The following is a 25,524-nucleotide window of genomic DNA, read 5'->3' as shown; positions in this document are numbered from 1 at the left end:
ATTAATCAAAATTCCACTTCTGACTTTTCCCAGAATTTCCCCAGAGAAAATAAACAACCTCAAGCAGATAAAAATTTCCAGGAAATAGGAACTAACCAAGATTCAACTTTAGACTTCTCCCAAAATTATCCAACGGGAAATAGGCAACCCGAAGCAGATAAAAATTTTCCAGAAATCGGAATTAATCAAAATTCCACTTCTGACTTTTCCCAGAATTTCCCCAGAGAAAATAAACAACCTCAAGCAGATAAAAATTTTCAGGAAATAGAAAGTAACCCAGATTTAGCTTTAGACTTTTCCCAAAATTCTCCAACAGGAAAGAGGCAACCTCAACCAGATAAAAATTTTCAGGAAACAGAAAGTAACCGAGATTTAGCTTTAGACTTTTCCCAAAATTCTCCAACAGGAAAGAGGCAACCTCAACCAGATAAAAATTTTCACCAAACAGGAAGTAACCGAGATTTAGCTTTAGACTTTTCCCAAAATTCTCCAACAGGAAATAAGCAACCCGAAGCAGATAAAAATTTTCAGGAAACAGGAAGTAACCAAGATTCAAACTTCAACTTCTTCCAAAATTCTCCAATAAGAAATAAGCAACCCGAAGCAGATAAAATTTTCCAGGAAAGAGGAACTAACCAAGATTCAAGCTTCAACTTCTCCCAAAATTCTCCAACAGGAAATAAGCAATCCGAAGCAGATGAAAATTTTCAGCAAATAGGAAGTAAGCAAGATTCAACTTTCAACTTCTCCCAAAATTCTCCAACAGGAAATAGACAACTCCAAGCAGATCAAAATTCCAGGGAAAAACCGAGCAATCAAAATTTAACTTTGACTTTTGCAAAAGGTCTAATTAAATATGTATATCAAGAAAATCAAGGACCATCAATTGCTCGGAATTCTGGTATAGAAATAGCTCAGGGAGAATATATTGCTTTTCTTGATGCCGATGACTTTTTTCTACCCGAAAAATTAGCCGAACAAGTAGGATGTTTTGCAGAAGATTCAACTTTAACAATGGTGCAAACTGGGTGGAGATTTGTTGATGAGAAAGGTAATAGTATTAAAGATATAAAACCCTGGGAAAATAGTAAAGAATTAGACTTAGAAAATTGGTTAATTTGGCAAGCAACTTTGCCTAGCGCAATGATGTTTAAAAGTGAATGGTTAAAACTTAATGGTGGCTTTGACAAACGATATTTTGGAATTGAGGATTTAGAAATAGTTTTACGGTTAGCTTTAACTGGAGGAAAAGCTACTTGGTTACAGAAAGTTTGTGTATGTTATCGACAGCGGAATAGTAGTGTATCTGGTTTGGAGAACCGACAAAAGATTACTCATGAATTAGAAAAATTATTAGATGATTTTTTCCATAAACCTAATTTACCTACTGCAATACGTCAAATAGAAAACCAGATAAAATATCGGTCTCTACTTTGGAATTGTTGGCGTTTATATAAAGCTGGTAATTTCTCAGAAATGGCTACTTATTTGGAGAAGTCTTTGAGTTATACTTCTGACTCTCCTACAGCAGCAATTTGTACTTGGATAGAATTATTTACTAAGCTTGATAGTCAAGAAGGCAATCAATTTAATGCTTATAGTTTTAGTCAGTTACCAGAATGGAAAAAATTAATTAGTAATATGTTTAATCCAATTATGCCGAGAGTAAGTGTAATTATTGCCACCTATAATAATGCCCACTATATTTTAGAAGCGATCGCTAGTATTTTTAATCAAACTTATACGTCTTACGAAATAATAGTTATTGATGATGGTTCTAGTGATAATACTCGTCAAGTTTTAGAACCTTATCTTGATAAAATTCGTTATGTTTATCAAGAAAATAAAGGAGTCTCTCATGCGAGAAATTTAGGTTTGGAAATGGCACGGGGAGAATTTATTTCTTTCCTAGATGCTGATGACTTTTTCCTACCAGATAAACTTGCAAAACAAGTAGCTATTTTTGATAGTCGCCCCTCTCTAGGAATTGTACATAGTGGGTGGCGTTTAATTAATGAAAAAGGAGAGAAAATTTCTGATATAGAATTATGGCATGGTTCCCTAGAATTAGATTTAGAAACCTGGGTAGTTTGGAAACCTGTAACTATTTCTATGATGTTTCGTAAAAGTTGGATAAAAAGTGCCGGAGGTTTTGATACTCGTTGGCATCATGGAGAAGATATTGATTTAGTTTTGCGTTTATCTATTAATGGTTGTGAGGCAGTTTGGTTGCCAAAAGTTACTTATTGTTATCGTCAACATCATCGTAATGCTACGAGAAAATCTAGTCAACAAGCTGTTAGTATGATGGCTGTTTTAGATAACTTTTTTGCTAGACCAAATTTATCAATATCTATTCGTCAATTAGAGGGAAAATCTCGTTATTATACTTTGAGTTGGTTAGCATGGCAGGCGCATCGAAATGGGGATTTAATTGAGATGGGTAAATATTTAAGACAAGCTGGAAAATATACTCCTTTATCTATGACAGAAACTATTGAATATTGGATGGATAGTTTTAATAGTCTTTATCAACAATATGGTTATGATTTTGATGCTTATGCTTTGACAAATTCGGATGTTTGGCAACAATTAATGTTAGATATGGTTATACCGTTTCACTGAATTTAAAATTTTTAAAATTCAAAATTCAAAATTCAAAATTCAAAATTCATGCATTGAGATTTGCTCTGCTCAAAACCCAGTGAAAATTCAAAATTCAAAATTCAAAATTCAAAAGTTAGATTTTATCTCCTCAAAACTTTGACGTTACAGTAATTTTAGGAAACTATTTCACACCTAAAATGTAAGCATTCAGCTCCTAGCAGTCAGCACTTCAGCAAATAATGAATAATTATTTTTAAGGTTAAAGGAGCTTAAATTTAGCAGTAACTTTTAATTCTCTCTATATTTTTCAGAAGTGACTCAATACTCATCAATTACTACCAAAAATAAGATGTCGCTTTTTTCTAATATATTGCCTCAAAAAACTCAGATTGCTACATCAATAGAATCATCAATTTTTAAATCTGAATATATAGAAGTATAAGTCAAAATTAGTAGATTTTATTGTTACCAAAAAATCAAGGTTTAAAGCTTTCTATTTCAAGAGAAACAAGCGGTCGTTTGCGGAACATGAGTAGTGGATTTTTTCACCTAAAATAGTGCATTAGCTTTTCTTGTAATCACCCCATCCCCCCATCACCCCATCACCCCATCCCCCCATTTTCTAATGCAACATTTAAGATGAAACAGTCCATTAGGATAGGATGGCGTTAGCGGAGCGGCTCTGCAAGAGCGGGTTTCCTAGCCATATCCAATCTCCCCTTGAGAAGAAAAAAATTTCCTTTTTAACCAATCCTTCTTTTTAAGAAGAGGTAATTATTAATTGTTAATTATTAATTATTGAACATTTAGCTATTAACTTTTGTCTTTTAGTTTTCAAGAAATATCTACTATCTCTACTCTCCTTAACTCTACCTTTATTCGTACTATACTTTTTAATGGTAAATAAGTTTATAACTCTTAGCTTTCCAGTATTAACTCATTTAAGATTGCCGTTATAGAATCAAATTTAGAAAAATCAATATTATTAACTTATGTAAAAAAAAGGTTGTTTGTATAGTGGAATACTTCAAAGAATATTGACCTGTATAATAAACTAATAGAAAAATTAAGTTCATATTTGAGTATAAACATTCAGCTATTGGCTATCAGCTATTAATTAATTATCTTTAGAGCAGGAGTTAGTATTGAGAGATTTAAGGAGAATAAAAAGTATTGCCAAAAACTGACCTTGACCAGTATAAGTGTATATTCATTATTTATGAAACAGCTAAAAACTGACCGCTAATAGCTGAAAGCTTACCTTTGAGTTTGTTTCTTTTGAGACAAACGACAAATAATTAATTGGTAGCTCTTAAGAATGTTGAAAAATACTATAGCAATCCTCTAATCGGTTGTAATATTTTGGTGGCAGTTAGGAGTCAGGAGTCAGGAGTCAGGAGTCAGAATTTACTCATGTTTTTAGCTCAAATTAACTATTATAAAAATTGTCACGACTAATTTAGGATTGCTATATAAATAAACTGAAATATAGAACCTTCAATAATTAATAATGAACAATTAATAATTAATAATTATCTCTTCTTGAAACCGATAGGATTGACTAATCATGAAAAATTTTTATTGTTTCTGCTTTAAAGGATAGGCTTTAAACCTTAATTATTCGGCAAAAAATCAAATCAAATGAAGACAAAATTAATTGATGAATTTATACCAGTTTATGGACCTGTAAAATCTTGGCGATATGGGCGATCGCTAGGCATAGATCCTATAGGAAAAATTTCCACTTGTTCATTCAATTGTGTTTACTGTCAGCTAGGAGAAATCGAACAAAAAATAAGCGATCGCTCTATCTATGTCTCTACCGCAAAAATATTATTAGAACTAGAAAAATTTGCACCTTGGGATGTAGATATTATCACTCTTAGTGGCAGTGGAGAACCAACATTAGCTCTGAACTTACAAGAGATTTTACAAGAAACGAAAAAATTAACAAATAAACCAACTTTAGTATTAACAAATTGTACAACCTTAACCAATCCAGAAGTTAGATTAGCATTAACTTTAGCAGACAAAGTATCAATCAAAATTGATGCAGTTAACCAAAGACAATTACAAGGAATTAATCGACCAGCAGAAACATTTCAACTATCAGGTATCTGGGAAGGAATACAAAAATTCAGAGAAAAATATCAAGGTAAATTAGCTATTCAAACAATGATGTTATCTCCATGGAATACTCAAGCAAAAGCCCAATATATTAGGTCGATAAAATCTCTCAAACCCGATGAAATTCAACTTAATACTCCCACCCGCCCTAAACCTTTAAAACATCAACTAGATGCTAGGGGAAATCATACAGAATTTCACCCTTATGCAGTACAAAAACTCAAGTGTGTGACTCAAGATGTTTTACAAGAATTTGCCAATGAGATTTACATAAATACAAACATTCCCGTTCGTTATAAACAGAAATAGTATTCAGATTTTTTTATAATCAAAAAAAAAGGAGTCAAATATGAATAACCTAACAGCTCAATTATTAACAAAAACACCAATAGAAATTCCACCAGGATATTTGAATATTATGGGTTATGTGGATGAGTCAGAAGTAAACGGTCCTGGTTGTCGTGCAGTAGTTTGGGTACAAGGTTGTAAAAAGGCATGTGCTGGCTGTTTTAATCCTGATTCTTGGTCCTTTGATATTAACCAATTAATAAGTATTGAAGAACTAGCAAATAAAATATTAAATAATCCTCGAAACACAGGAGTAACATTTTCTGGAGGGGAGCCTTTTTTACAAGCATCAGAACTATCAGAATTAGCAAAAATATTAAAATATAGAGGTTTAAATGTAATGTCTTTTAGTGGGTTTACCCTCAGAGAATTACAATCAAAAAATGCACCAAAAGGGGCTGAAAAATTATTATCTCAGTTAGATGTTTTGATTGATGGTCCTTTTGTAGAAACCTTAGCTATTCATTCTCCTAATTCTCTAGTTTCTTCTAGTAATCAAAGAGTAAGAGTATTTAATCCAGCGTTAAAAAATCAATTAAATTGGGCAAGCGATCGCCTAGAAATTCATGTATTGAAAGATGGCAGTCGGATATTTACTGGTTATTGGGGACAATTAGGTTTAGGAGACAATTAAAATCAGTTATCAGTTATCAGTTATCAGTTATCAGTTAATAGTTATCAGTTAATAGTTTGCTACTCAAATGATTAAACAATTTTTCGGTGAAGTAGATACTATTAATCTGCGGTTAGTGGGTTTTCCTGGGAGTTTAATTAATTGATAATGGATAATTGATAATGGATAATTACCTCTGGTTAAAACCGCGAGGGAATTGAATACAAGGAAATCTTTTTAATTGATAATTGATAATTGATAATAAATAATGGATAATGAAAACTATCACGAAAATATGAATTATTGATTAATAACAGCTATCTCTAAATTATCAATTGTCAATTATCCATTATCCATTATCCATTGCTAAGGGTAGGCTTGAGACCCTATTTTTTTTGTCAGAATAAAATATTTCTAGTTAGAGATAATTTTGTAAAAAAGCACTAGCTAATAACATGGGTGAGTATCAATTTCCAGAAGTTTTTTTTGACCATTTTTTGAATTCAAAATTCAAAGTTCAAAGCTCAAAAATTTTGGTTCATTCCTTAATTTCAATAATTGTTTAATTAAGGATTCAAGCCTCGTTCTTCTCCAGAGTGAAAAAATCAAAAATATTTTCCTTATTTCAAGCCTCTGACTGTCCTGCTCATGCTACGCAAACAGGCAGAGGTTATAATGAGGGAATTAATAATGCAAGAATTTTGAATTTATTTGACCTCAAAACAAATGCTAAAGTTTTTCTATCTTTGCCTTTAAAAACCAACCAATAAGCAAGAATAAAAATAACTTTGCCAGTCTTGTTAGAATGGCAAAAATTATTAGTCGCAAATAAAAATATAGCAATCCTTAGTAAGTCTTGAAATTCTGCCATTGTGCAATAAATGTACTCAATGGTTAAAATTCAAACCTGAAATTGGATTGCTATATTTTTCAATTAATATTTATAAGTAATTGAGAATAATTACTTTGCCATCTCAGCAAAAGTAATTATCTCTTTTTCTTTATATCACGAGCCATGCTTTTGAAATCTATTCCATCATTAGAGTTACTAACGGTACGAGATTGTACAAGAGTAGGGTTGGGTGTAGAAGGTTCTGTTGAAGTAGAAGGTTCTGTTGAAGTAGAAGGTTCTGTTGAAGTAGAAGGTTCTGTTGAAGTAGAAAGTTCTGTTGAAGTAGAAGGTTCTGTTGAAGTAGAAGTAGAAGGTTCTGTTGAAGTAGAAGTAGAAGTAGAAGTAGAGAAACTAGAAGTAGAGAAACTAGAAGTAGAGAAACTAGAAGTAGAAGAATAGGAAGGAGTTGGAGTTTCTCCTACAGTTTCTTTCATTTGCATAGAAGAAACAGACTTTTCTGTCTCTCCTTCTATCAAATTAATTTTACCTACTGCTTTGGGATAGCTCCTCTTAACCCTGATAGATTTCCGCATAAAGTCTACATCACCAAGACTACTTGCACTATCTGCATCTAGGAAGAAAGCTTCCGTTGGTTCGTTATTGTCCTTTTGTCCAAACAGTCCTCTGATAAATCCAGTCATTTGTCTTTTTTATCCTAATTATGTTGATTATGTTATGTTATGTGAAATTTTATCATAATTTTTCATAAAATTTCTCATTTTTAGGAATTAGGAACAAATGGCCATTTTGAGCTGCAATATGTTTGGGTAGCATGACCGGAGTTTTGAGAACCAGACTTTCCGCTAAAGACCCAGAAAAGCTGATTATTCCCTAGAAAATCGACAACTTTGTTAACTTGTCTCTGCTAAAATACTACTGAGATGGCTAACAACTATGTTCTGACTAAGGTATTACTACCTTCAACTTGAGAGTCATACTTCTTTAGTAGACCTTAGCGAGTTGCTGAAAAATCAGGAAATTTCCTGAGAAATCTCAAAAACTCAACTGTTTTGTCGATCCTAGAAGTAATTATGAAAAATCCAAAACACCGCCTCATCAATCAAGCAATCTTAGCTGTTGCTACTACTTTCAGTCTGTTTTCTGCATCTGTTGCCAATGCTGCATCCCTCAATGTTCTGTGGTATGGTCAGACCGATACTTACAATGCCAAAATCTCAGAGTTAGCTGCTCTAGCACCAACATTTGACCCAGAAGGAGATGGCAGTTTAGATTGGAATCTGACTATATGGAGTCCCCAAGATGCTGCACCTAATTTTTCTGATTATGATGTTTTAGTGATTGGAACGGGTATGAAATACAGGATACACAACTTTGAACCTACCGGAATTTTGAATAACAAAGAAGCCATATCCACAGCTAGAGGCAAGCGTACTTTCTTAACCGGTCAAGATGCAGACAGCCACTATATTTACGGCCTCGGTCCACGTCCTGACGGTCCTCTCGGTTTCTTAGTCAATGCTGTTAACTGGGCAGGCAGTGGTGAAGGCATGGGTATTGTGGCTTTGCCTGATGGTTGGTCTCCTAAACTTACTCCCCTGGATCAGTGGTGGTGGTTAAACGATCGCTCTTTTTTGAAAGATGAATTAGAAGGTTATGTTTCATATTTCTTGGAAGAAAATGTGGTTATTCCCACAGAGACTTCAGACTTTCCAGTAAACGAAGGCTTAACAACCGCAGGTTTAAGTAACTGGAGTACATCTTCTCACAGAGGTTTCGACAAAAATATCCCTGGTTACTTATCTATCAATGATGCTGGTTCTCGTCCTGGTTATGCCGTTACTATCGTCACTGCCTCCGAAGCTGGCGGTGGTACTTTAGGGCCTGAACCAGAACCAACTCCAGAACCAGTTTCTGTTTTAGCTCTGTTGGGAGTAGGTGTTTTCGGTGTCATTTCATTTAGGAAAAAACAAAAATAAGAGATTGTGATTTTTAGTAGCGATCGCTTTACTTTTGAATGCATGAATGCATGACTTTTAACTTCGGTGAAACGTTATAAGAAACCAGGTTTGTAGGAGGTATACCTTAGATAGTGGCGCATTTAGGAAAAACCCGATTTCTATACTTGTGAGGTACACACGCGCGGGCAAGATGTCCGCACTGGAAATATTACAGGACTTACGCAGAACCACTATATATAGTAAGGGCGAATGCCATTCGCCCCTACAGGTGGTGCATAATTTCGTATTTTGCGTAAGTCCTGTATTATTTACTTTCCAATACAAAAGCGACTAAAAATTCTATCCAAAACAGACTCCGTTACATCCTCTCCCGTAACCTCTCCCAAAGCATAAATTGCTCCCCTTAAATCTATCGTCCAAAAATCTAGAGGTAAATTGTTTTTAATAGTATTTAAACATTGCTCCAAAGCCACCTTCGCTCTATTCAAAGCAGCTTCTTGCCTTTGATTAATCGCAAAATCTAAATTTTCTGCCTGTACATTACCAAAATTTACAGCATTAATAATCCCTGCTTCCAGTTCCTCAATTCCTTGATTATTAATAGCTGCTGTAGTCACAACATTTTTAATAGTTTCTGGGTAAACAATCGACTTAATTAACTCTGACTCAACCAAATCAACTTTATTAATTATCAGAATTAAAGAACAATTTTTTACCTGCTGATAAATAACCTCATCCAACTCCGTCCAACCAGCATTTCCATCAATCGTCAACAAAACAAGATCAGCAGACTCAGCAGCTTGACGCGATCGCTCCACCCCAATTTTTTCCACCCGATCCTCAGTTTCCCGAATACCCGCCGTATCCAAAACCTGCACCGGAATACCACCCACAACCAACTGAGATTCCACCACATCCCTCGTTGTACCAGGAAGATCCGTAACAATAGCGCGATCGCTACGACTCCAGGCATTTAACAGACTCGACTTACCCACATTCGGGCGTCCGATAATCGCCACCTTCAAACCAGTACGTAGCAACTCCCCGCGACTTGCCGTTGCCAATATTTCTGACAAATGCACCAAAATATTTGCAACCTCTTGACTAATTCTAGACTCATCCAAAGGCGGTAAATCTTCCTCAAAATCAATGCGAGCTTCTATTTCTGCTAAAATATCAAGACAACTAGCTCTTAACTGACGAATTGGAGTAGCTAACTTACCCTGTAAACCTGCCAAAGCAACTTGAGCAGCAGCAGGAGATTGAGAACCCACAAGCTCGGCAACACTTTCAGCTTGAGTCAGATCCAATCGTCCATTTAAAAATGCTCGCAAAGTAAACTCTCCAGGTTGAGCTAGTCGCGCTCCTGTCTCAATACATAATTGTAAGACTTGTTGTATGGCAATAATTCCACCATGACAGTGAAACTCTACCACATCCTCACGAGTATAAGAACGAGGCGCTTTCATAATCAATAACAAAGCTTCATCTATTAATTGCCCAGTTTGGGGATGACGAATATAACCATAGAGAATGCGGTGACTCTCCCAAATCTGTTTCCCTGGTGCATGAAAAAGAGTTTTGGCAATTATCATTGATTCAGAACCAGATATTCGGACTATCCCCACACTTCCTTGTTGGGGAACAATAGCAGTAGCGATCGCGACAATAGTATCCATTTCAGTTATCAGCTTTTTTCAGTTATCAGTTATCAGTTATCAGTTATCAGCAGGAAACTGGAAATACTGATTTTGATTTTTTTCTGTGAGAACAATTATAGCAAAAAAATTATCAGAATATGAACATGACTTACGCAGAAGTACCACATTTAGTAGGGGCTTTCTGGCATTCGCCCTTAGTAGTGCATAATTTCTTACGCAAAGAAACCGGGTTTCTCCAAGAAACCGGGTTTCTCCAAGAAACCGGGTTTCTCCAAGAAACCGGGTTTCTCCAAGAAACCGGGTTTCTGGGTTGGCATGGCTTTAGTCTTGTGATAAACAAAAATAAGGGATTGCCATCTTTGGTAGCGATCGCTTTATTTGGTTATAAAAGTTATTTATATAGTAGAGGTTAACGGGCTTTAGGCCAAACTACGGATAGGGCTGAAGCCCTACTACAAACTTTAATTGTAACTATTTAACCGGACATGATATAACTCCTAGCTACATTTTATTGAGTGGCCCTGTTGCCTAACTCAACCTATAATTAATTAAACATCAAACTACAGAAAAACTAACTAATGGCTGCTAAGGACTTTCATCACGATACTGTCAAAACTGCCTTGATCAAAGATGGTTGGACTATTACTGACGATCCACTGGTTCTCAAAATTGGTATTCGTAACGTCTTAGTTGATATGGATGCCGAAAAATTGATTGCTGCGGAACGAGGAGCTACCAAAATAGCTGTTGAAGTCAAAACTTTTATTGGTGCTTCTTTTGTGAATGAACTTGAAAAAGCATGGGGGCAATTCTTTTTATATAGTAGAATACTCAAGAAACAAGACTCATTACGTCAAATATATTTGGCAGTCGAGCGCAATGTTTTTCAAACCTTTTTTAAACAAGAAGTTGCACAACTTTTGTTAGAAGAACCTGGTTTTCGTCTGTTTGTTTTTGATGCTGAGAAGGAGGAAATTATTGAATGGAAACCACAAATCAACTCTTAGATCCGGAAAAATGGCGTGAAACACTCATAAAAATCTTACAATACTATGCCGATCTTCCTTACCGTTATGGTGATGTGAAAACATATCTCATTGTCAGTAGCGATCGCAATCATTTTCTGCTAATCAATGAAGGATGGCAAAATGGCCTCCGTTTATATGGTACTGTTGTTCATGCTGAAATTATTAATGATAAAATTTGGATTCATCACGATGGTATCGAAGATGGTATTACGGATGAACTTGTTGATGCTGGAGTACCAAAGGATAGAATTGTACTTGCTTTTCATCCTCCTAAGATTCGTCAACATACTGGATATGGGGTTATCTAGGGAGTGTGATTTCAGTTATCAGTTAGTAGGGACGTTCGCATTTTTGTTATGCAACGTCCGTACAGTTATCAGTACCTCCACGGGAGCAAGATGCTTCCGTGCCACATATTTTTTCTCCTGTATACCATTACTATACAAGACTACCTAATGCCGCTACGCGGAATTCAAAATTCAAAATTCATGCATTATTGCTTAGTAAGGCTTTTAGGATTTTGTAACTGGTCAGTTATTTCTGCCATCCTGCACTAATTTGTTATGGCTATAATGATAAAAAAAACTTACAGCGGTTTTCCTGCACGGTACTACAGTAGGGACGTTCCATGGAACGTCCCTACTGGGTTTGGGTTGTAAATATGTGGTTCATCAATAGACATCTCCAAAAATAAAAAGTAAAATCAATTCTTATCCAGAAACTATCAATTATTCTTCCCTGTTCCCTGTTCCCTGTTCCCTGTTCCCTCTTTTCTGGAGATGTCTAATAATTATGAGCCCTGTCAAGCTATAATATTTAGCAAAAATAAATTTATTTAAGTATGTTCAAAAATATCTCACAAATTCCTCAGCAACTACTACCTAAGTCTACTAAAAAATCTCCATTAAAAACAAATAAACTACCCTATTGGCGTCGATATGCGCGATATTTATACTGGCGCTTTATCCGAATGCGGGGGACTCCTGAATATATAGCTAGAGGTTTAGCAGTAGGAGTCTTTGCTGGATTATTTCCTATTTTTGGTCTGCAAACCATAGTCGGTATAGCACTAGCAACCCTATTCCGAGGTCATAAAATTGCTGCTGCTGCTGGTACTTGGGTAAGTAATCCTTTGACTTATGTACCAATTTATGCAATTAATTTTCAAATAGGGCGATTGTTACTCAACTCTCAAGAAGAGTTTGTCTCTGAAAGTATACTTTCATTTCAACAGTTAGTGCAACATGGGACTCAATTTGTACTTTCTCTCTTTTTAGGTTGTTTAGTAATGGGTTTAATTAGTGGGATATTAAGTTATTTCATTGGATTAAAATTAATTAGATTGTGGCGTAGCGATCGCCGACAAAAAAACTTAGAAAATAATTTCAATTTTTTTAAAGAGGGAATAGGGAATAGGGAATAGGGAATAGGGGGAAATAATTGATTTGATTTTTTATTATTGGAGATGGAGATGTCTATTATAAAAGGAATATTAAATCCAGGCGTAGGCTTGGTTAAGCGACAATAATGCGTGAATCGAAACTACACTCGTCGCGGACAAGATGCCCGCACTACTTTCCGCCTTAACCCACCGAAGATTAAGCACTCTAGGCGTCTTAATCTTTGCTGTATAAATCAGCTCTAAAAGTAATTAACAGGTAATAACATCTATGGAAAACAAAACAGGAATCCGTCAGCGTCAACTTTGCGATCTCTTAGGACTTGATTATAAAGCGGTTGCCACCTCCGCAAAACAACTTGGTCTTAGCACCCATGCTTACCTCCAACAAGAAACTGGGTGGGTTCTTAAAGATGAACTCTATTATCCACCTGATAGTGAAACAATAAATTCAGTGCCTCAACCTTCTCCCCAGGAAAAAAAAACATCTTTCCCACGCCAAAAATGGGTTGATATTTTAGGCTTATTTTGCCTGGGAATAGTTATAGTTTTGGCGATCGCTCTAGTCAAGCAAGTCGGAATTGAGCAAATCCGCGCTAATGTGGATAAATGGGGAATATGGGCACCTGTTGCCTTATTATTAATCCGCTCGGTAAGCATTGTCATTCCAGCAATTCCCAGTACCGCTTACTCATTGTTAGCGGGTACTTTATTTGGCTTTTGGGAAGGAGTTTTTCTGATTGCGATCGCTGATTTGACTGCCTGTTCAATAAATTTTTATATTGCCAAACGCTTTGGGCGTGGGATTGTACAGCGATTAGTGGGCGAACGATTCATGGATAAAGTTGATTCCTTTTCCTCTAACTATCTAGAGAATAATCCTTTTTTGGTTGCTGGATTTTTAATGACAGGATTATTCGATTTTGTCTGTTATGCCGTCGGGTTAACTGAAATGGAATGGCGTAAGTTTCTGCCAGCTTTGATTTTAGGCATCGCAGCTTCTACGCCTCCGATTGTTGCTTTGGGTGCAGGCGTCTTTGCTGGAGGAAAGTTGCTACTGGTTTTTGCCCTGTTGGGGATGTTCGCTTTAGCTGTTCTGGCGGGATGGTTGAATCGCAAACACAATAGAAAAGAGGGAGTAGGGAATAAGGAATAGGAGGAAAGAATTGATTATTTCCCTTACTCTGTAGGGACGTTGTATACAACGTCCCTACTTTCTTCTTTTGTGAAGATATCTAATGGGTATAATTGGTGGGATATTAAGTTATTTTATTGCATGAAAATTAATTCCTTTGTGGTGTAGCGATCGTCGAACAAAAAGTTCTCTTCAATTATTAACAATTTGCCTGATCGAAGCAATTCATAAATGCTGTTTTCCCTTCTTTACTATTGCCAATTCTCTATTGCCTATTCCCTTTTTATTAGAAAAATATGACAAAATAGGAATGTCGAATACTCATACTAAATATGCTAGTTAACAGAACACTACTAGGTCGCTATCGAATTACCGATTTTTTAGGGGAAGGTGGATTTGGAGAAACCTATTTGGCCGTTGATATGGCTTTACCGGGCCATCCCCAATGTGTTGTTAAAAGACTGAAGAAAAATCCTCATCCAGAAGCTTTAGAGATAGCACGACGGTTATTTGATGGAGAAGCAAAAACTCTATATGAATTAGGTCAACAAGACCAAATTCCCCAGCTATTAGCACATTTTGACGAAGATGGTGAATTTTATTTAGTTCAAGAGTTTATTAAAGGACATGATTTGACTAAAGAAATAATTCCTGGCAAGCGATTAGATGAAAGTTCTGTAATTCAGCTTCTTAAAGAAATACTAGAAGTATTAGAGTATGTTCATAATAATAATATTATTCATAGAGATATTAAACCTTCAAATTTAATGCGTCGCGAGTCAGATAATAAGCTGGTGATGATTGATTTTGGAGCAGTGAAAGAACTGAGTGTTTTAAGTATAAATAAACAAGGAAAAACAGCTCCTACTATTGCTGTTGGTACTCGTGTATATATGGCTCTTGAACAAGCAAATGGCTTTCCTAAGCGGTGTAGTGATATTTATGCCATTGGGATTCTTGCTATCCAAGCAATTACTGGTTTATATCCTCAAGAAATACAAAAAGATCATACTGGTGAAATTATTGGTTGGGAAAATTTTCAGATTAGCAGGAAATTAGTAAATGTCCTGAAAAAAATGGTGCGCTACAAGTACAAAGAACGTTATAAAAATGCTACTGAAGTTTTGCAAGCTATGGTAGGTATTTCCTCAAAGCAGCGTAAGTTTCCAGTTAAAGTTATTATCGGTTCAGTATTGACTGCAATAGCTGGAATATCTTTATTTACTATTATAAAAAATCAAAATCCACAACCAGACTTTGTTGGCTATACTACGGACATTCAAAAAGTTATGAGTGGGAGACCAATGCTCAATAGTCGGGGTCAAGTTATTGGCATTAATGGTATTTTTCAAGCTCTCAGTTTTAGTCGTTCGTTTCCCTCAGACAATGCTGTAGCAGCAACAGTTAAAAAACTTTCCCCAGAAGCGATCGCTCAATTGGTAGAGAAAGTTGATGGTATTGCCCAACAGATTTCTGTATTAATTACCAGGGAGAACTTAGAAAATGCTTCAGGAGTGATTATTGCTAAACAAGGAAATACTTATTATGTGCTGACTGCTGGTAATGCTACTACTGGGGAGGGACTGAAAATTGTCACCCATGATGGTCAAGAATATGTGGTGGATGCAAACAAAGTTAAAAATTGGAGAAATCAAGGTTTAGATTTAGCACTTCTCAAGTTTACCAGCAACAAATCCTACCAAGTGGCGACTATAGGAAATGATCCTAGAGGACGGAAAAAACGAGTTGTTTTCCTTTCCGGATGGCCAGCATTAAAACAACCTACAGCAGCAAACCTAGAGTCAGATCGCCGATTTAATGCTGGCTATCTTTTAGGTATGAATGAGTATCATAGTTTTCGTTTTTTGGCTTACGGTTTTGGATTGGTTTACGGTAACTTATCAGAAAAAGGTATGAGTGGCGGACCTGTTTTAGACATAGAAGGTCGCCTAATTGGAATTAATACTACAGTAGAATCAGTGGAGGGAGATATTAGTCGAATTTTGCCAGATGATACCCAGGAACCTGTATTAAATGTTGATTATAGTTTAGGAATCCCCATTGATAATTTTCTCGCAAAACTAGAGCAAGAAAAAATTAAGCTGAATTTTAACGAAGAGAATTCTTTACCACAGCAATTAGATCCTGTAGACCAAGATTTAGTTATTAGTTCCTTAATAAATTTACAACAACCAGAAAGTAATGCCACTGCAGTTGAATGGCTTAATTATGGTAATAAATTGTGGCGATTACGTCAATATGAAAAATCGCTGCAAGCTTTTGAAAAGGCGATTTCAATTAAACCAGATTTCTATCTAGCTTGGTATTTCCATGGTTTGACCTTAGGTAGTCAGGAAAATTATCCAGAGGCCATAAAATCTCTGACAAAGGCAATAAAGTATGGGAGTAACCTTCCAGAATCTCCATATCAGTATTGGGCATTATCTCAAGCTTGGGATGAAAAGTCTGCTGCCCATTTGAACTTAGAGCAATACAAAGAATCTCTGGCAGCAATAGAAAAGGCGATCGAATATATGCCAGATGATTTTATTCTTTATCAACAAAAGTCTATAATTCTGCTAGGACTAGGATTGTTCCCAGAAGCTCGGGAAGCAGCAAGTACGGCAGTTAAGATTAAACCAGAAAATTCTGTTGGTTATATCCTACGTGCTGTTGCTTCTGTAATCACAACTGCCGAAGATGTGAAAGAATTCACCAAGGGAGAGAAAGATAATGCAGCAGCGTTCGCAAAACTAATCGCGCCCTTGTTCCCAGGTATCAACAAGGCATTAGAACTGGAACCAGGTAATGCTATTTATTATATGCTACGAGGTGTTCTTTACTTTGGAACGGGAGAAAAGCAGAAAGGAATAGCAGATTTAGACAAAGCTATCAGTTTCCACCCCGAATCAGCAGATTATTATTTTCTCCGAGGTCAGTTTTTCTTGGGGGTAGGAGAAAAGCAGAAAGGAATGGCAGATTTAGACAAAACTATAGAATTGGAACCTGATGATGCTGTATATTATAAAAATCGAGGGGATGCTTATTTTGAAATAGGAGAAAAGCAGAAAGGAATCAAGGATTACGACAAAGCTATCAGTCTTGACCCCGACTCAGCACATAAATATTATAATTCCCGTGGTGACTTGTTTTACGAGCAAGAAGACTATGTAGCAGCGGTGGCAGATTACAATAAAGCTATAGAATTGAAACCTGATGATGCTTCATATTATGAAGACCGAGGGGATGCTTATTTTGAAATAGGAGAAAAGCAGAAAGGAATAGAGGATTACGACAAAGCTATCAGTCTCGACCCTGAATCAGCATATAAATATTATAATTGGCGTGGTGACTGGCTTTACGAGGAAGAAGACTATGTAGCAGCGGTGGCAGATTACAGCAAAGCTATAGAATTGAAACCTGATGATGCTTCATATTATAAAAACCGAGGTAATGCTTATTTTGAAATAGGAGAAAAGCAGAAAGGAATTGAGGATTACGAGAAAGCTATCAGTCTTGACTCCGAATCAGCCCATAAATACTATAATTGGCGTGGTAATAAACTTTATAGTCAAAGAGACTATGAGGCGGCTATAGCAGATTACAATAAAGCCATAGAATTGAAATCTGGTCATGCTGTATATTATAAAAACCGAGGTAATGCTTATTTTGAAATAGGAGAAAAGCAAAAAGGAATTAAGGATTACGACAAAGCTATCAGTCTTGACTCCAAATCAGCCCATAAATACTATAATTGGCGTGGTAATAAACTTTATAGTCAAAGAGACTATGAGGTAGCTATAGCAGATTACAATAAAGCTATAGAATTGAAATCTGGTCATGCTGTATATTATAAAAACCGAGGTAATGCTTATTTTGAAATAGGAGAAAAGCAAAAAGGAATTAAGGATTACGACAAAGCTATCAGTCTTGACTCCAAATCAGCCCATAAATACTATAATTGGCGTGGTAATAAACTTTATAGTCAAAGAGACTATGAGGTAGCTATAGCAGATTACAATAAAGCTATAGAATTGAAACCTGATGGTGCTTTATATTATCAAAACCGAGGTAATACTTATTTTCAAATAGGGGCAAAGCAGAAAGGAATAGAGGATTACGACAAAGCTATCAGTCTCGACTCCGACTCAGCACATAAATATTATAATTTGCGTGGTGACTGGCTTTACAAGCAAAAAGACTATGTAGCAGCGCTGGCAGATTTCAATAAAGCCATAGAATTGAAACCTGATCGTGCTTTATATTATTCTAATCGAGGCGCTACTTACATGAAGGTAGGAGAAAAGCAGAAAGGAATAGAGGATTACGACAAAGCTATCAGTCTCGACCCCGACTCAGCACATAAATATTATAATTGGCGCGGTAATAAACTTTATAGTCAAAGAGACTATGAGGCGGCTATAGCAGATTTCAATAAAGCTATAGAGTTGAAACCTGATGATGCTTCATATTATGAAGACCGAGGTGATGCTTATTTTGAAATCGGAGAAAAACAGAAAGGAATCAAGGATTACGACAAAGCTATCAGTCTTGACCCCGAATCAGCATATAAATATTATAATTGGCGTGGTGTTAAGCTTTATCGTTTAGAAGACTATGAGGCGGCTATAGCAGATTACAATAAAGCCATAGAATTGAAACCTGATCGTGCTTTATATTATAAAAACCGAGGTAATGCTTATTTTGAAATCGGAGCAAAGCAAAAAGGAATTAAGAATTACGACAAAGCTATCAGTCTTGACTCCGAATCAGCCCATAAATACTATAATTGGCGTGGTAATAAACTTTATAGTCAAAGAGACTATGAGGCGGCTATAGCAGATTACAATAAAGCCATAGAATTGAAACCTGATCGTGCTTTATATTATGAAAACCGAGGTGATGCTTATTTTAAAATAGGAGAAAAACAGAAAGGAATTAAGGATTACGACAAAGCTATCAGTCTCGACCCCGACTCAGCAGATAAATATTATAATTCGCGTGGTAAACAGCTTTATGATTTAGGAGACTATGAGGCAGCTTTGGCAGATATCAATAAAGTCATAGAATCGAAACCTGATCATGCTTTATTTTATGAAAACCGAGGTAGTGCTTATTTTCAAATAGGAGAAAAGCAGAAAGGAATCAAGGATTACGAGAAAGCTATCAGTCTTGACCCCGAATCAGCAGATTATTATTATAATTCCCGTGGTGAGTGGCTTTATCGTTTAGAAGATTCTGAGGCAGCTATAGCAGATTACAATAAAGCCATAGAATTGAAACCTGATCGTGCTTTATATTATTCTAATCGAGGTGATGCTTATTTTCAAATAGGAGAAAAACAGAAAGGAATCAAGGATTACGACAAAGCTATCAGTCTTGATCCCGAATCAGCACATAAATATTATAATTGGCGTGGTTGGTGGCTTCATATTTTAGAAGATTCTGAGGCAGCTTTGGCAGATATCAATAAAGCCATAGAATTGAAACCTGATCGTGCTTTCTATTATAAAAACCGAGGTAATGCTTATTTTCAAATAGGAGAAAAGCAGAAAGGAATCAAGGATTACGACAAAGCTATCAGTCTTGACCCCGAATCAGCAGATTATTATAATTGGCGTGGTGTTAAGCTTTATCGTTTAGAAGATTATGAGGCAGCTATAGCAGATTACAATAAAGCCATAGAATTGAAACCTGATCGTGCTTTCTATTATAAAAACCGAGGTAATGCTTATTTTCAAATAGGAGAAAAGCAGAAAGGAATCAAGGATTACGACAAAGCTATCAGTCTTGACCCCGAATCAGCAGATTATTATTATAATTGGCGTGGTGTTAAACTTTATGGTTTAGAAGATTATGAGGCAGCTATAGCAGATTACAATAAAGCCATAGAATTGAAACCTGATGATGCTTCATATTATCAAAACCGAGGTAATGCTTATTTTGAAATAGGAGCAAAGCAAAAAGGAACCGAGAATGAGGGTTTAGGAGACTATGAAGCAGCAATTAAAGATTATACTTTAGGACTCAGGAAAGGGAGTGAGGGGGGTATTGGTGTTAATTTAAACAAGACAAAATTAAGAGGAAAGTTGGGTTGGCAAATAAAAGAAGTCTATAAGAACTATCCTGCATTCAAGGCGGATTTAAAGACTGGTGACATCATTTTAGAAGCTGATGGAAAACTTCTTTTATCTGACAATAGTGACACTTTGTCAAGCTTTCTGGATAATGATACAAAAGGAGAAGTTGGCACTGAAGTCACCCTAAAAATTCTCAGAGGAACTGAAGAATTTACAGTGACTGTAATCAGGGATTTGCTTAATCAAACTCAAGTAGCTGAACTTCACTATCAGCGGGGTTTGGCTTATTTGCAAATAGGCAGCAATCAAAAAGCTCGTGAAGATTTCCAGAAAGCAGCCACTCTGTATCAGCAACAAGAAAACACCGAAGAATATCAAAAGGCAATGGAACAACTAGAAAAGATTCAGGAACAATAACAGTAATTACTCAAAATTAGCAGCTAACTTTTCTAGTATAACCGAAGCGATCGCTCTTTTTCTCAGAGAAAGGAGCGATCGCTTTTACAGTGCTTTCTAGAAAAACTTAGGTAATCCTGCTTGTTTTAAAACGGCATTAGCTGTATGGCGCGATTTAATAGAATTATCTACGACAAATCGGTGTTCTGTAATTGGACTATACCAAATTTCATGGTCTCCCTTACCCTGTCGCTCGAAATAGCAACCTGCTTGTGTAAGAAATTTTTTTAATTTAGGAGTTAGTGATGAAGCCATTTTAGGAAGCTACTTTGATTTCTTCTTGTCGATAACTGGTGAGTTTAAATTCAATATTTCCAACATAATCAGACGAAATTATCTGGTTCAAAACCATTAATTCGGGAATCATTTCCCGCAGTTTTTGACTGAGTGCTTCAATAGTGTCTGCTTCTGTTGCTAATCCAGGAAGATCAGCACTTGTTGCCACCCAAACCTTTGCTTCCGCATCCCAGAATGATTCCACTTGACAAGTGATTTGCTGTGCCATAAAATGTTGATAATTAGATATTATGTATAGAGATTTTATAGCACATATTTGGAATATTGTCAATTGGGAGCGATCGCTGTACGGACGTTGCTTAAACATTAATGCCAACGTCCGTACAATAACTGATAACTGATAACTGAAATAACCAGGCTCAAAAATGTTACAATATTCATTAACTTCATTATTATTGGAGTGTACTGATAACTGAAATACCCATGAACAAAACCCAAGCTCAAATACCCACCGACACTTGGATAACTGCTACCTGGCAAGAATATATCCAAACCATTGAAGACTCAAGCTACGAAAAAGCCAAAAGTTACTACCACAACGGAAAATTTAGAATTGAAATGTCACCATTAGGAAATAAGCATAGTCTCTACCATGCGGTTATTCTCACAGCTATTAATCTATTTGCTGGTATCAACAAAATGAACCTAAGTTGTAGAGATAATTGCACTTACCGCAAAACAGGACTTCGAGAAGCTCAACCAGACATTTCCTACTATATCGGAGAAAATGCAGATGTAATTCCTTGGGAAACTTCTATTATTGACCTAGATATTTATCCGCCACCCACTCTAGTTATTGAAATTGCTAATACTTCTCTGGCTGACGATCAGGGTGAAAAACGTTTGTTGTATGAAGCAATGAATGTTGCTGAATATTGGATAGTTGATGTGCAGAATGCAGAAATTATGATCTTTGCTGTTGCTGGTGGAGGTAGCAAAAGAATTAACCAGTCTCAAGTTTTGCCTGGGTTAGCTACTTCTTTATTGCAAGAAGCACTGCAACGCATTTGTTTGACAAACGAAGCTCAAATTTACACTTGGTTATTAAGTCAGTTTCAGTCGTAGAGTTTGCCAAGATAGAGCGATCGCTAATTTTGCCTACAATATAAAACAGGACTTATGCAGAACTACCATATCTAGTAGGGGCGAACGGCCGTTCGCCCCTACAGATGATGTATGACTTAATATTTTGCGTAAGTCCAGTAAAATATACCTTTTATCACAAAACCCATGAAAAAAATCCAAACTCAACTACCCGCAGACACTTGGATAACTGCCACCTGGCAAGAATATATCCAAACCATTGAAGACTCTTGTTACGAAAAAGCCAAAAGTTATTACCACAACGGAAAACTAAGAATCGAAATGTCACCATTAGGAAGCCAGCATGGTAGAGATCATGCAGTTATTACCACAACAATTAATATATTTGCTGCTATCAAAAAAATTAACCTCACCTGTATAAATAATTGCACTTATAGCAAAACTGGACTTCGAGCAGCTCAACCAGATATTTCCTATTATATTGGAGAAAATGCAGATGCAATTCCTTGGGAAACGTCTATTATTAACCTAGATATTTCTCCCCCACCAAGTCTAGTTATAGAAGTTGCTAATGCTTCCCTTGCAGATGATAAAGGCGAAAAGCGTTTGTTGTATGAAGCAATGAATGTTACTGAATATTGGATAGTTGATGTGCAGAATGCAGAAATAATTGCCTTTGCTATTGCCAACGGGGGTAGTCAAAAAATTAATGAGTCTCAAGTTTTACCAGGATTAGCTATTTCTTTCTTAGAAGAAGTGTTGCAACAGACTCGTCAAATAAATCAAGCTCAAGTTTACACTTGGTTATTAAGTCAGTTTCAGTAGCAGGGAATAGAGAACAGGGAGAATAGGAGTGAAAAACATTTTCCCTGTCTAAGATTCATCAGTCTATGTTCTAATCAATTCTTTCTTAGCTTACAGCAGTTTTCATTTCAGTAAACCACAGTAGGGACTAACCATGGTTAGTCCCTACGGGGTTTTGGTTCTGACGATGTGGTTCATTAATCTGAAAAGCGCTGTAAAGATTTTGATATAACTAGCGATCGATATTAAAAAATCCTGCTGTCAAATTTTCCATTGGGTTTGGAGACCAAACCCCTACGATAAAATATTACAATATAAGCACAGATTGCTATAAACTTTTCAATTTCTCAGGACTTACGCAAATTCTTAGACAGTACGCTATCCGTAGAGGGCGAATGCCATTCGCCCCTACTAAATATAGCGGTTCTGCGTAAGTCCTGTTTCTGAAAAACTCAAATTTTCCCAGAAAATCAATGAACAAAAGCCAAACCAAAGCACCCACAGACACTTGGATAACTGCTACCTGGCAAGAATATATCCAAACCATTGAAGACTCAAGTTATGAAAAAGCCAAAAGTTACTACCACAACGGAAAATTTAGAATCGAAATGTCACCAGGATACAGACACGGTAAAGACCATATAGTTATTACTACCATAGTTAACTTATTTGCGATGGCCAAACAAATTAAGGTAGATGGCAGAAATGAAACTACTTATAGCAAAACAGGACTTCGAGCAGCTCAACCAGACGCTTCCTTTTATATTGGAAAAAATGCAGATGTAATTCCACCCGAAACATCTATTATTGACTTGACATACTCCCGACGTTGCCCTTACGGGACTTATAGGGATTCTTCAGTCTGGGAAACCCTGACCGCTGTTTAGACAGAGGTGATGTCCTCCCCCTGTTTTGGCTTTTACAATAACAAAATGCTCCTAGCTTGTCAAGGGCATATGAACGTTTAGCTTATGAAGGTATCCGAATCCGGGCCCAGGCTTTCATCCCGACGCTCCCCCTCCCCCCTTTCCAAGGGGGGTTAGGGGGGATGGAGAGCGCGGGACTTCCCGCCAGGAAAGTTAAATATTTATCCTCCACCAAACCTAGTAATAGAAGTTGCTAATACTTCTCTTTCTGATGATAAAGGGGAAAAACGCTTGTTGTATGAAGCAATGAATGTAGCTGAATATTGGATAATTGACGTAGAGAAGCAAGAAGTTATTGCCTTTGCTATTGCCAATGGAGGTAGTAAAAGAATTAATCAGTCTCAAGTTTTGCCTGGTTTAGCAATTTCTTTATTAGAGGAAGCACTGCAACGCACTCGTCAAGAAAATCAACTCGAAATTTACACTTGGTTATTCAGTCAGTTTCAGTCGTAGATTTTGCTAAGATAGAGCGATCGCTAATTTTGCCTACAATGATAAAATATACCTTTTCTCGCAAAACCAATGAACAAAACCCAAACTCAAATACCCACCGACACTTGGATAACTGCCACTTGGCAAGAATACATCCAAACCATTGACGATCCAAGTTACGAAAAAGCCAAAAGTTATTACCACAATGGAAGAGTAAGAATCGAAATGTCACCATTAGGAAGCGATCATTCTAACGATCATGTACTTTTCATCGCAGCAATTACTCTCTTTACGCTGGCAAAAAATATGACTCTAACTGGTAAAGATAATTGCACTTACTACAAAACCGGATGCCAAGCAACTCAACCCGATGTTTCCTATTACATTGGCGAAAATGCTGATGTTATTCCTTGGGGTACTTCTACGATCAACCTAGATATTTATCCTCCACCAAACCTAGTAATAGAAGTTGCTAATACTTCCCTTTCTGATGATAAAGGGGAAAAACGCTTGTTGTATGAAGCAATGAATGTTGCTGAATATTGGATAATTGACGTCCAGAATGTGGAAGTTATTGCTTTTACTATTGCTAATAGAGGTAGTCAAAAAATTAATGAATCTCAAGTTTTGCCAGGATTAGCAATTTCTTTATTGCAAGAAGCACTGCAACGGAGTCGTCAAGAAAATCAAGCTCAAGTTTACACTTGGTTATTCAGTCAGTTTCAGACATAGGGAGTAGGCAAATGAGTAATGAGTAATGAGTAATGAGTAGGGAGTAGGGGGAAAGAATTGAGGGTTTATACTTGATAGTTGATTTGATTTTTGATTTTTTGGAGATGTCTAATAGGAGTGAAAAACATTTCCGCGTTCTCAAGGAATGCCTAGCATGGGACCAAGATGCTCCCACTGCTTCTAGGTGGTTTAGTAGCGATCGCTCCTCAAATCTGGTTAATTTGGTCAGGGGCGATCGCCAAACCAACCCCAAAAATCATCCGTGTATCCGTGGCCAAATCCGTGTCTAGCTAGTAGAGAGCGATCACTTTTTACTAATAACTGATAACAGACTCCCTGTTGCAAATGCAAGAGTTTTTCTGTTAAAATTCCACCAACAGTCTCAAATATTAACAGGAGATGCCTTATGTCTCTAACAGTTGAAGACTTGGAAAAAGTCCAAACCCAACTAACAGAAGCACATTTAGACTACCGAACCGAATTAGTTGACGGTAAAATTATTATCATGGGATTATCAGATCATACCTCGGAAGTTATTATTGCCCGATTAATATTTTTCTTGCAAAACTGGGTGATACCAAGAGCGTTAGGTTATGTTACTGGATCGGGTGCAGGTTTTCGTCTCCCAGACGGCAACTTACGCGGTCCTGACGTATCCTTCGTTCCCGCTGCCAAGATGTCTTCCTCCCCCCGCTCTTTTGCCGAAATCGTTCCTGACTTAACTATCGAAGTCAGGTCAGCATCAGATAACATTAGACCTCTAGTTCTTAAACTGCAAAGATTTATCGAGTTAGGTAGTCAAGTAGGTATTTTAGTAGACCCGAAAAACTTGACCGTAACCGTATATCGTGCTTCTGGGGAACCAATAGTTTTAACCAATGAAGATATATTGACTATTCCGGAATTATTACCCGGTTGGGAACTGCCAATATCAGAAATTTGGCCGCCAGTTTTCGAGTAAAAAGGAGCGTTTTCGGTTGCCAGAGCCGACCGGAAGAGGTCGCCATGGAATTGTACTCTATGA

22 protein-coding genes are annotated in these 25,524 nt (G+C 36.6%); 18 read left to right on the top strand and 4 right to left on the bottom strand.

What is annotated here, in order from left to right:
- The 3 genes from F6K40_RS25275 to F6K40_RS25265 form a co-directional block, all read left to right on the top strand.
- The coding region (locus tag F6K40_RS25275) for a glycosyltransferase family 2 protein (RefSeq protein WP_293139858.1) at positions 1–2,625 on the top strand (2,625 nt) is incomplete at its 5' end.
- 1,623 nt (positions 2,626–4,248) lie between these two features.
- Complete coding sequence (locus F6K40_RS25270; RefSeq protein ID WP_293139857.1) at positions 4,249–5,043, top strand: radical SAM protein; 795 nt, start codon at positions 4,249–4,251, stop codon at positions 5,041–5,043.
- Between the two features lie 40 nt (positions 5,044–5,083).
- Entirely contained in the window at positions 5,084–5,716 is a 633-nt protein-coding gene (locus F6K40_RS25265; RefSeq protein WP_293139856.1) for a 4Fe-4S single cluster domain-containing protein, read from the top strand.
- A 649-nt stretch (positions 5,717–6,365) separates the two neighbouring features.
- On the opposite strand, the gene F6K40_RS25260 is transcribed toward F6K40_RS25265, so the two are convergent.
- A complete protein-coding gene (locus F6K40_RS25260) occupies positions 6,366–6,566 on the bottom strand; it encodes a hypothetical protein (protein WP_293139855.1) in 201 nt (66 codons plus the stop codon).
- Positions 6,567–6,710: 144 nt separating this feature from the next.
- Here F6K40_RS25260 and F6K40_RS25255 point away from each other — a divergent pair, with 144 nt between their 5' ends.
- Together F6K40_RS25255 and F6K40_RS25250 are read left to right on the top strand one after the other, a co-directional pair.
- The gene (locus F6K40_RS25255; RefSeq protein WP_293139854.1) at positions 6,711–6,986 is read left to right on the top strand and encodes a hypothetical protein; all 276 of its coding nucleotides are present in this window, start codon (positions 6,711–6,713) and stop codon (positions 6,984–6,986) included.
- Between the two features lie 632 nt (positions 6,987–7,618).
- The gene (locus tag F6K40_RS25250; protein ID WP_293139853.1) at positions 7,619–8,524 is read left to right on the top strand and encodes a PEP-CTERM sorting domain-containing protein; all 906 of its coding nucleotides are present in this window, start codon (positions 7,619–7,621) and stop codon (positions 8,522–8,524) included.
- A gap of 290 nt (positions 8,525–8,814) precedes the next feature.
- Here the strand turns inward: F6K40_RS25250 and mnmE are convergent, their stop codons facing one another.
- Positions 8,815–10,185 (bottom strand): tRNA uridine-5-carboxymethylaminomethyl(34) synthesis GTPase MnmE, encoded by a 1,371-nt coding sequence (gene mnmE / locus F6K40_RS25245; RefSeq protein WP_293139852.1) that lies wholly within the window; start codon positions 10,183–10,185, stop codon positions 8,815–8,817.
- Between the two features lie 119 nt (positions 10,186–10,304).
- Between mnmE and F6K40_RS25240 the strand changes: the two genes are divergently transcribed.
- The 6 genes from F6K40_RS25240 (at position 10,305) to F6K40_RS25215 (ending at position 20,226) form a co-directional block, all read left to right on the top strand.
- Positions 10,305–10,580, top strand: a complete 276-nt coding sequence (locus F6K40_RS25240) for a hypothetical protein (protein ID WP_293139851.1) — start codon at positions 10,305–10,307, stop codon at positions 10,578–10,580.
- A 165-nt stretch (positions 10,581–10,745) separates the two neighbouring features.
- Positions 10,746–11,174, top strand: a complete 429-nt coding sequence (locus F6K40_RS25235) for an element excision factor XisH family protein (protein WP_293139850.1) — start codon at positions 10,746–10,748, stop codon at positions 11,172–11,174.
- A complete protein-coding gene (locus tag F6K40_RS25230) occupies positions 11,150–11,503 on the top strand; it encodes a XisI protein (RefSeq protein ID WP_293139849.1) in 354 nt (117 codons plus the stop codon). Before F6K40_RS25235 ends, F6K40_RS25230 begins: the two co-directional genes overlap by 25 nt.
- Before the next feature lie 533 nt (positions 11,504–12,036).
- The gene (locus tag F6K40_RS25225) at positions 12,037–12,618 is read left to right on the top strand and encodes a DUF2062 domain-containing protein (RefSeq protein WP_293139848.1); all 582 of its coding nucleotides are present in this window, start codon (positions 12,037–12,039) and stop codon (positions 12,616–12,618) included.
- Positions 12,619–12,865: 247 nt separating this feature from the next.
- The gene (locus tag F6K40_RS25220) at positions 12,866–13,750 is read left to right on the top strand and encodes a TVP38/TMEM64 family protein (protein WP_293139847.1); all 885 of its coding nucleotides are present in this window, start codon (positions 12,866–12,868) and stop codon (positions 13,748–13,750) included.
- A 311-nt stretch (positions 13,751–14,061) separates the two neighbouring features.
- A complete protein-coding gene (locus F6K40_RS25215; RefSeq protein ID WP_293139846.1) occupies positions 14,062–20,226 on the top strand; it encodes a tetratricopeptide repeat protein in 6,165 nt (2,054 codons plus the stop codon).
- Between the two features lie 96 nt (positions 20,227–20,322).
- Here F6K40_RS25215 and F6K40_RS25210 read toward each other — a convergent pair whose 3' ends face one another.
- Together F6K40_RS25210 and F6K40_RS25205 are read right to left on the bottom strand one after the other, a co-directional pair.
- Positions 20,323–20,520 (bottom strand): type II toxin-antitoxin system HicA family toxin, encoded by a 198-nt coding sequence (locus F6K40_RS25210; protein ID WP_293139845.1) that lies wholly within the window; start codon positions 20,518–20,520, stop codon positions 20,323–20,325.
- 1 nt (position 20,521) lies between these two features.
- Positions 20,522–20,869 (bottom strand): DUF1902 domain-containing protein, encoded by a 348-nt coding sequence (locus tag F6K40_RS25205; protein WP_293139859.1) that lies wholly within the window; start codon positions 20,867–20,869, stop codon positions 20,522–20,524.
- A 116-nt stretch (positions 20,870–20,985) separates the two neighbouring features.
- Between F6K40_RS25205 and F6K40_RS25200 the strand changes: the two genes are divergently transcribed.
- The 7 genes from F6K40_RS25200 (at position 20,986) to F6K40_RS25170 (ending at position 25,461) form a co-directional block, all read left to right on the top strand.
- Positions 20,986–21,627: a Uma2 family endonuclease gene (locus tag F6K40_RS25200; protein WP_293139844.1), complete on the top strand. Its 642-nt coding sequence runs from the start codon at positions 20,986–20,988 to the stop codon at positions 21,625–21,627.
- 165 nt (positions 21,628–21,792) lie between these two features.
- Positions 21,793–22,431 carry a Uma2 family endonuclease gene (locus F6K40_RS25195; RefSeq protein ID WP_293139843.1) on the top strand — a complete coding sequence of 213 codons (639 nt, stop codon included), beginning with the start codon at positions 21,793–21,795 and terminating at the stop codon, positions 22,429–22,431.
- Positions 22,432–22,883: 452 nt separating this feature from the next.
- A complete protein-coding gene (locus F6K40_RS25190) occupies positions 22,884–23,297 on the top strand; it encodes a PDDEXK family nuclease (RefSeq protein ID WP_293139842.1) in 414 nt (137 codons plus the stop codon).
- Positions 23,298–23,495: 198 nt separating this feature from the next.
- Entirely contained in the window at positions 23,496–23,789 is a 294-nt protein-coding gene (locus F6K40_RS25185; protein ID WP_365672739.1) for a Uma2 family endonuclease, read from the top strand.
- A 69-nt stretch (positions 23,790–23,858) separates the two neighbouring features.
- Positions 23,859–24,500, top strand: a complete 642-nt coding sequence (locus F6K40_RS25180) for a Uma2 family endonuclease (protein WP_293139841.1) — start codon at positions 23,859–23,861, stop codon at positions 24,498–24,500.
- Between the two features lie 104 nt (positions 24,501–24,604).
- Positions 24,605–24,790 carry a hypothetical protein gene (locus F6K40_RS25175; RefSeq protein ID WP_293139840.1) on the top strand — a complete coding sequence of 62 codons (186 nt, stop codon included), beginning with the start codon at positions 24,605–24,607 and terminating at the stop codon, positions 24,788–24,790.
- Between the two features lie 116 nt (positions 24,791–24,906).
- Positions 24,907–25,461: a Uma2 family endonuclease gene (locus tag F6K40_RS25170; protein ID WP_293139839.1), complete on the top strand. Its 555-nt coding sequence runs from the start codon at positions 24,907–24,909 to the stop codon at positions 25,459–25,461.
- The last annotated feature ends 63 nt before the right edge of the window (positions 25,462–25,524 follow it).

This window comes from Okeania sp. SIO3I5 (assembly GCF_010672085.1).
GTDB lineage: Bacteria > Cyanobacteriota > Cyanobacteriia > Cyanobacteriales > Microcoleaceae > Trichodesmium.
Note: the sequence above shows the minus strand (reverse complement) of the source record. Positions and strands in the feature narration are given on the sequence as shown.

Bases quoted from the DNA above. Each gene is read 5' to 3' on its own strand.
- F6K40_RS25265 (WP_293139856.1), top strand. From the start codon at position 5,084: ATGAATAACCTAACAGCTCAATTATTAACAAAAACACCAATAGAAATT.
- F6K40_RS25175 (WP_293139840.1), top strand. From the start codon at position 24,605: ATGTCTAATAGGAGTGAAAAACATTTCCGCGTTCTCAAGGAATGCCTA.
- F6K40_RS25225 (WP_293139848.1), top strand. From the start codon at position 12,037: ATGTTCAAAAATATCTCACAAATTCCTCAGCAACTACTACCTAAGTCT.
- mnmE (WP_293139852.1), bottom strand. From the start codon at position 10,185: ATGGATACTATTGTCGCGATCGCTACTGCTATTGTTCCCCAACAAGGA.
- F6K40_RS25170 (WP_293139839.1), top strand. From the start codon at position 24,907: ATGTCTCTAACAGTTGAAGACTTGGAAAAAGTCCAAACCCAACTAACA.
- F6K40_RS25240 (WP_293139851.1), top strand. From the start codon at position 10,305: ATGAACATGACTTACGCAGAAGTACCACATTTAGTAGGGGCTTTCTGG.
- F6K40_RS25195 (WP_293139843.1), top strand. From the start codon at position 21,793: ATGAAAAAAATCCAAACTCAACTACCCGCAGACACTTGGATAACTGCC.
- F6K40_RS25205 (WP_293139859.1), bottom strand. From the start codon at position 20,869: ATGTTTAAGCAACGTCCGTACAGCGATCGCTCCCAATTGACAATATTC.
- F6K40_RS25190 (WP_293139842.1), top strand. From the start codon at position 22,884: ATGAACAAAAGCCAAACCAAAGCACCCACAGACACTTGGATAACTGCT.
- F6K40_RS25270 (WP_293139857.1), top strand. From the start codon at position 4,249: ATGAAGACAAAATTAATTGATGAATTTATACCAGTTTATGGACCTGTA.
- F6K40_RS25210 (WP_293139845.1), bottom strand. From the start codon at position 20,520: ATGGCTTCATCACTAACTCCTAAATTAAAAAAATTTCTTACACAAGCA.
- F6K40_RS25230 (WP_293139849.1), top strand. From the start codon at position 11,150: ATGGAAACCACAAATCAACTCTTAGATCCGGAAAAATGGCGTGAAACA.
- F6K40_RS25260 (WP_293139855.1), bottom strand. From the start codon at position 6,566: ATGGCAGAATTTCAAGACTTACTAAGGATTGCTATATTTTTATTTGCG.
- F6K40_RS25235 (WP_293139850.1), top strand. From the start codon at position 10,746: ATGGCTGCTAAGGACTTTCATCACGATACTGTCAAAACTGCCTTGATC.
- F6K40_RS25220 (WP_293139847.1), top strand. From the start codon at position 12,866: ATGGAAAACAAAACAGGAATCCGTCAGCGTCAACTTTGCGATCTCTTA.
- F6K40_RS25215 (WP_293139846.1), top strand. From the start codon at position 14,062: ATGCTAGTTAACAGAACACTACTAGGTCGCTATCGAATTACCGATTTT.
- F6K40_RS25200 (WP_293139844.1), top strand. From the start codon at position 20,986: ATGAACAAAACCCAAGCTCAAATACCCACCGACACTTGGATAACTGCT.
- F6K40_RS25250 (WP_293139853.1), top strand. From the start codon at position 7,619: ATGAAAAATCCAAAACACCGCCTCATCAATCAAGCAATCTTAGCTGTT.
- F6K40_RS25255 (WP_293139854.1), top strand. From the start codon at position 6,711: ATGCTTTTGAAATCTATTCCATCATTAGAGTTACTAACGGTACGAGAT.
- F6K40_RS25180 (WP_293139841.1), top strand. From the start codon at position 23,859: ATGAACAAAACCCAAACTCAAATACCCACCGACACTTGGATAACTGCC.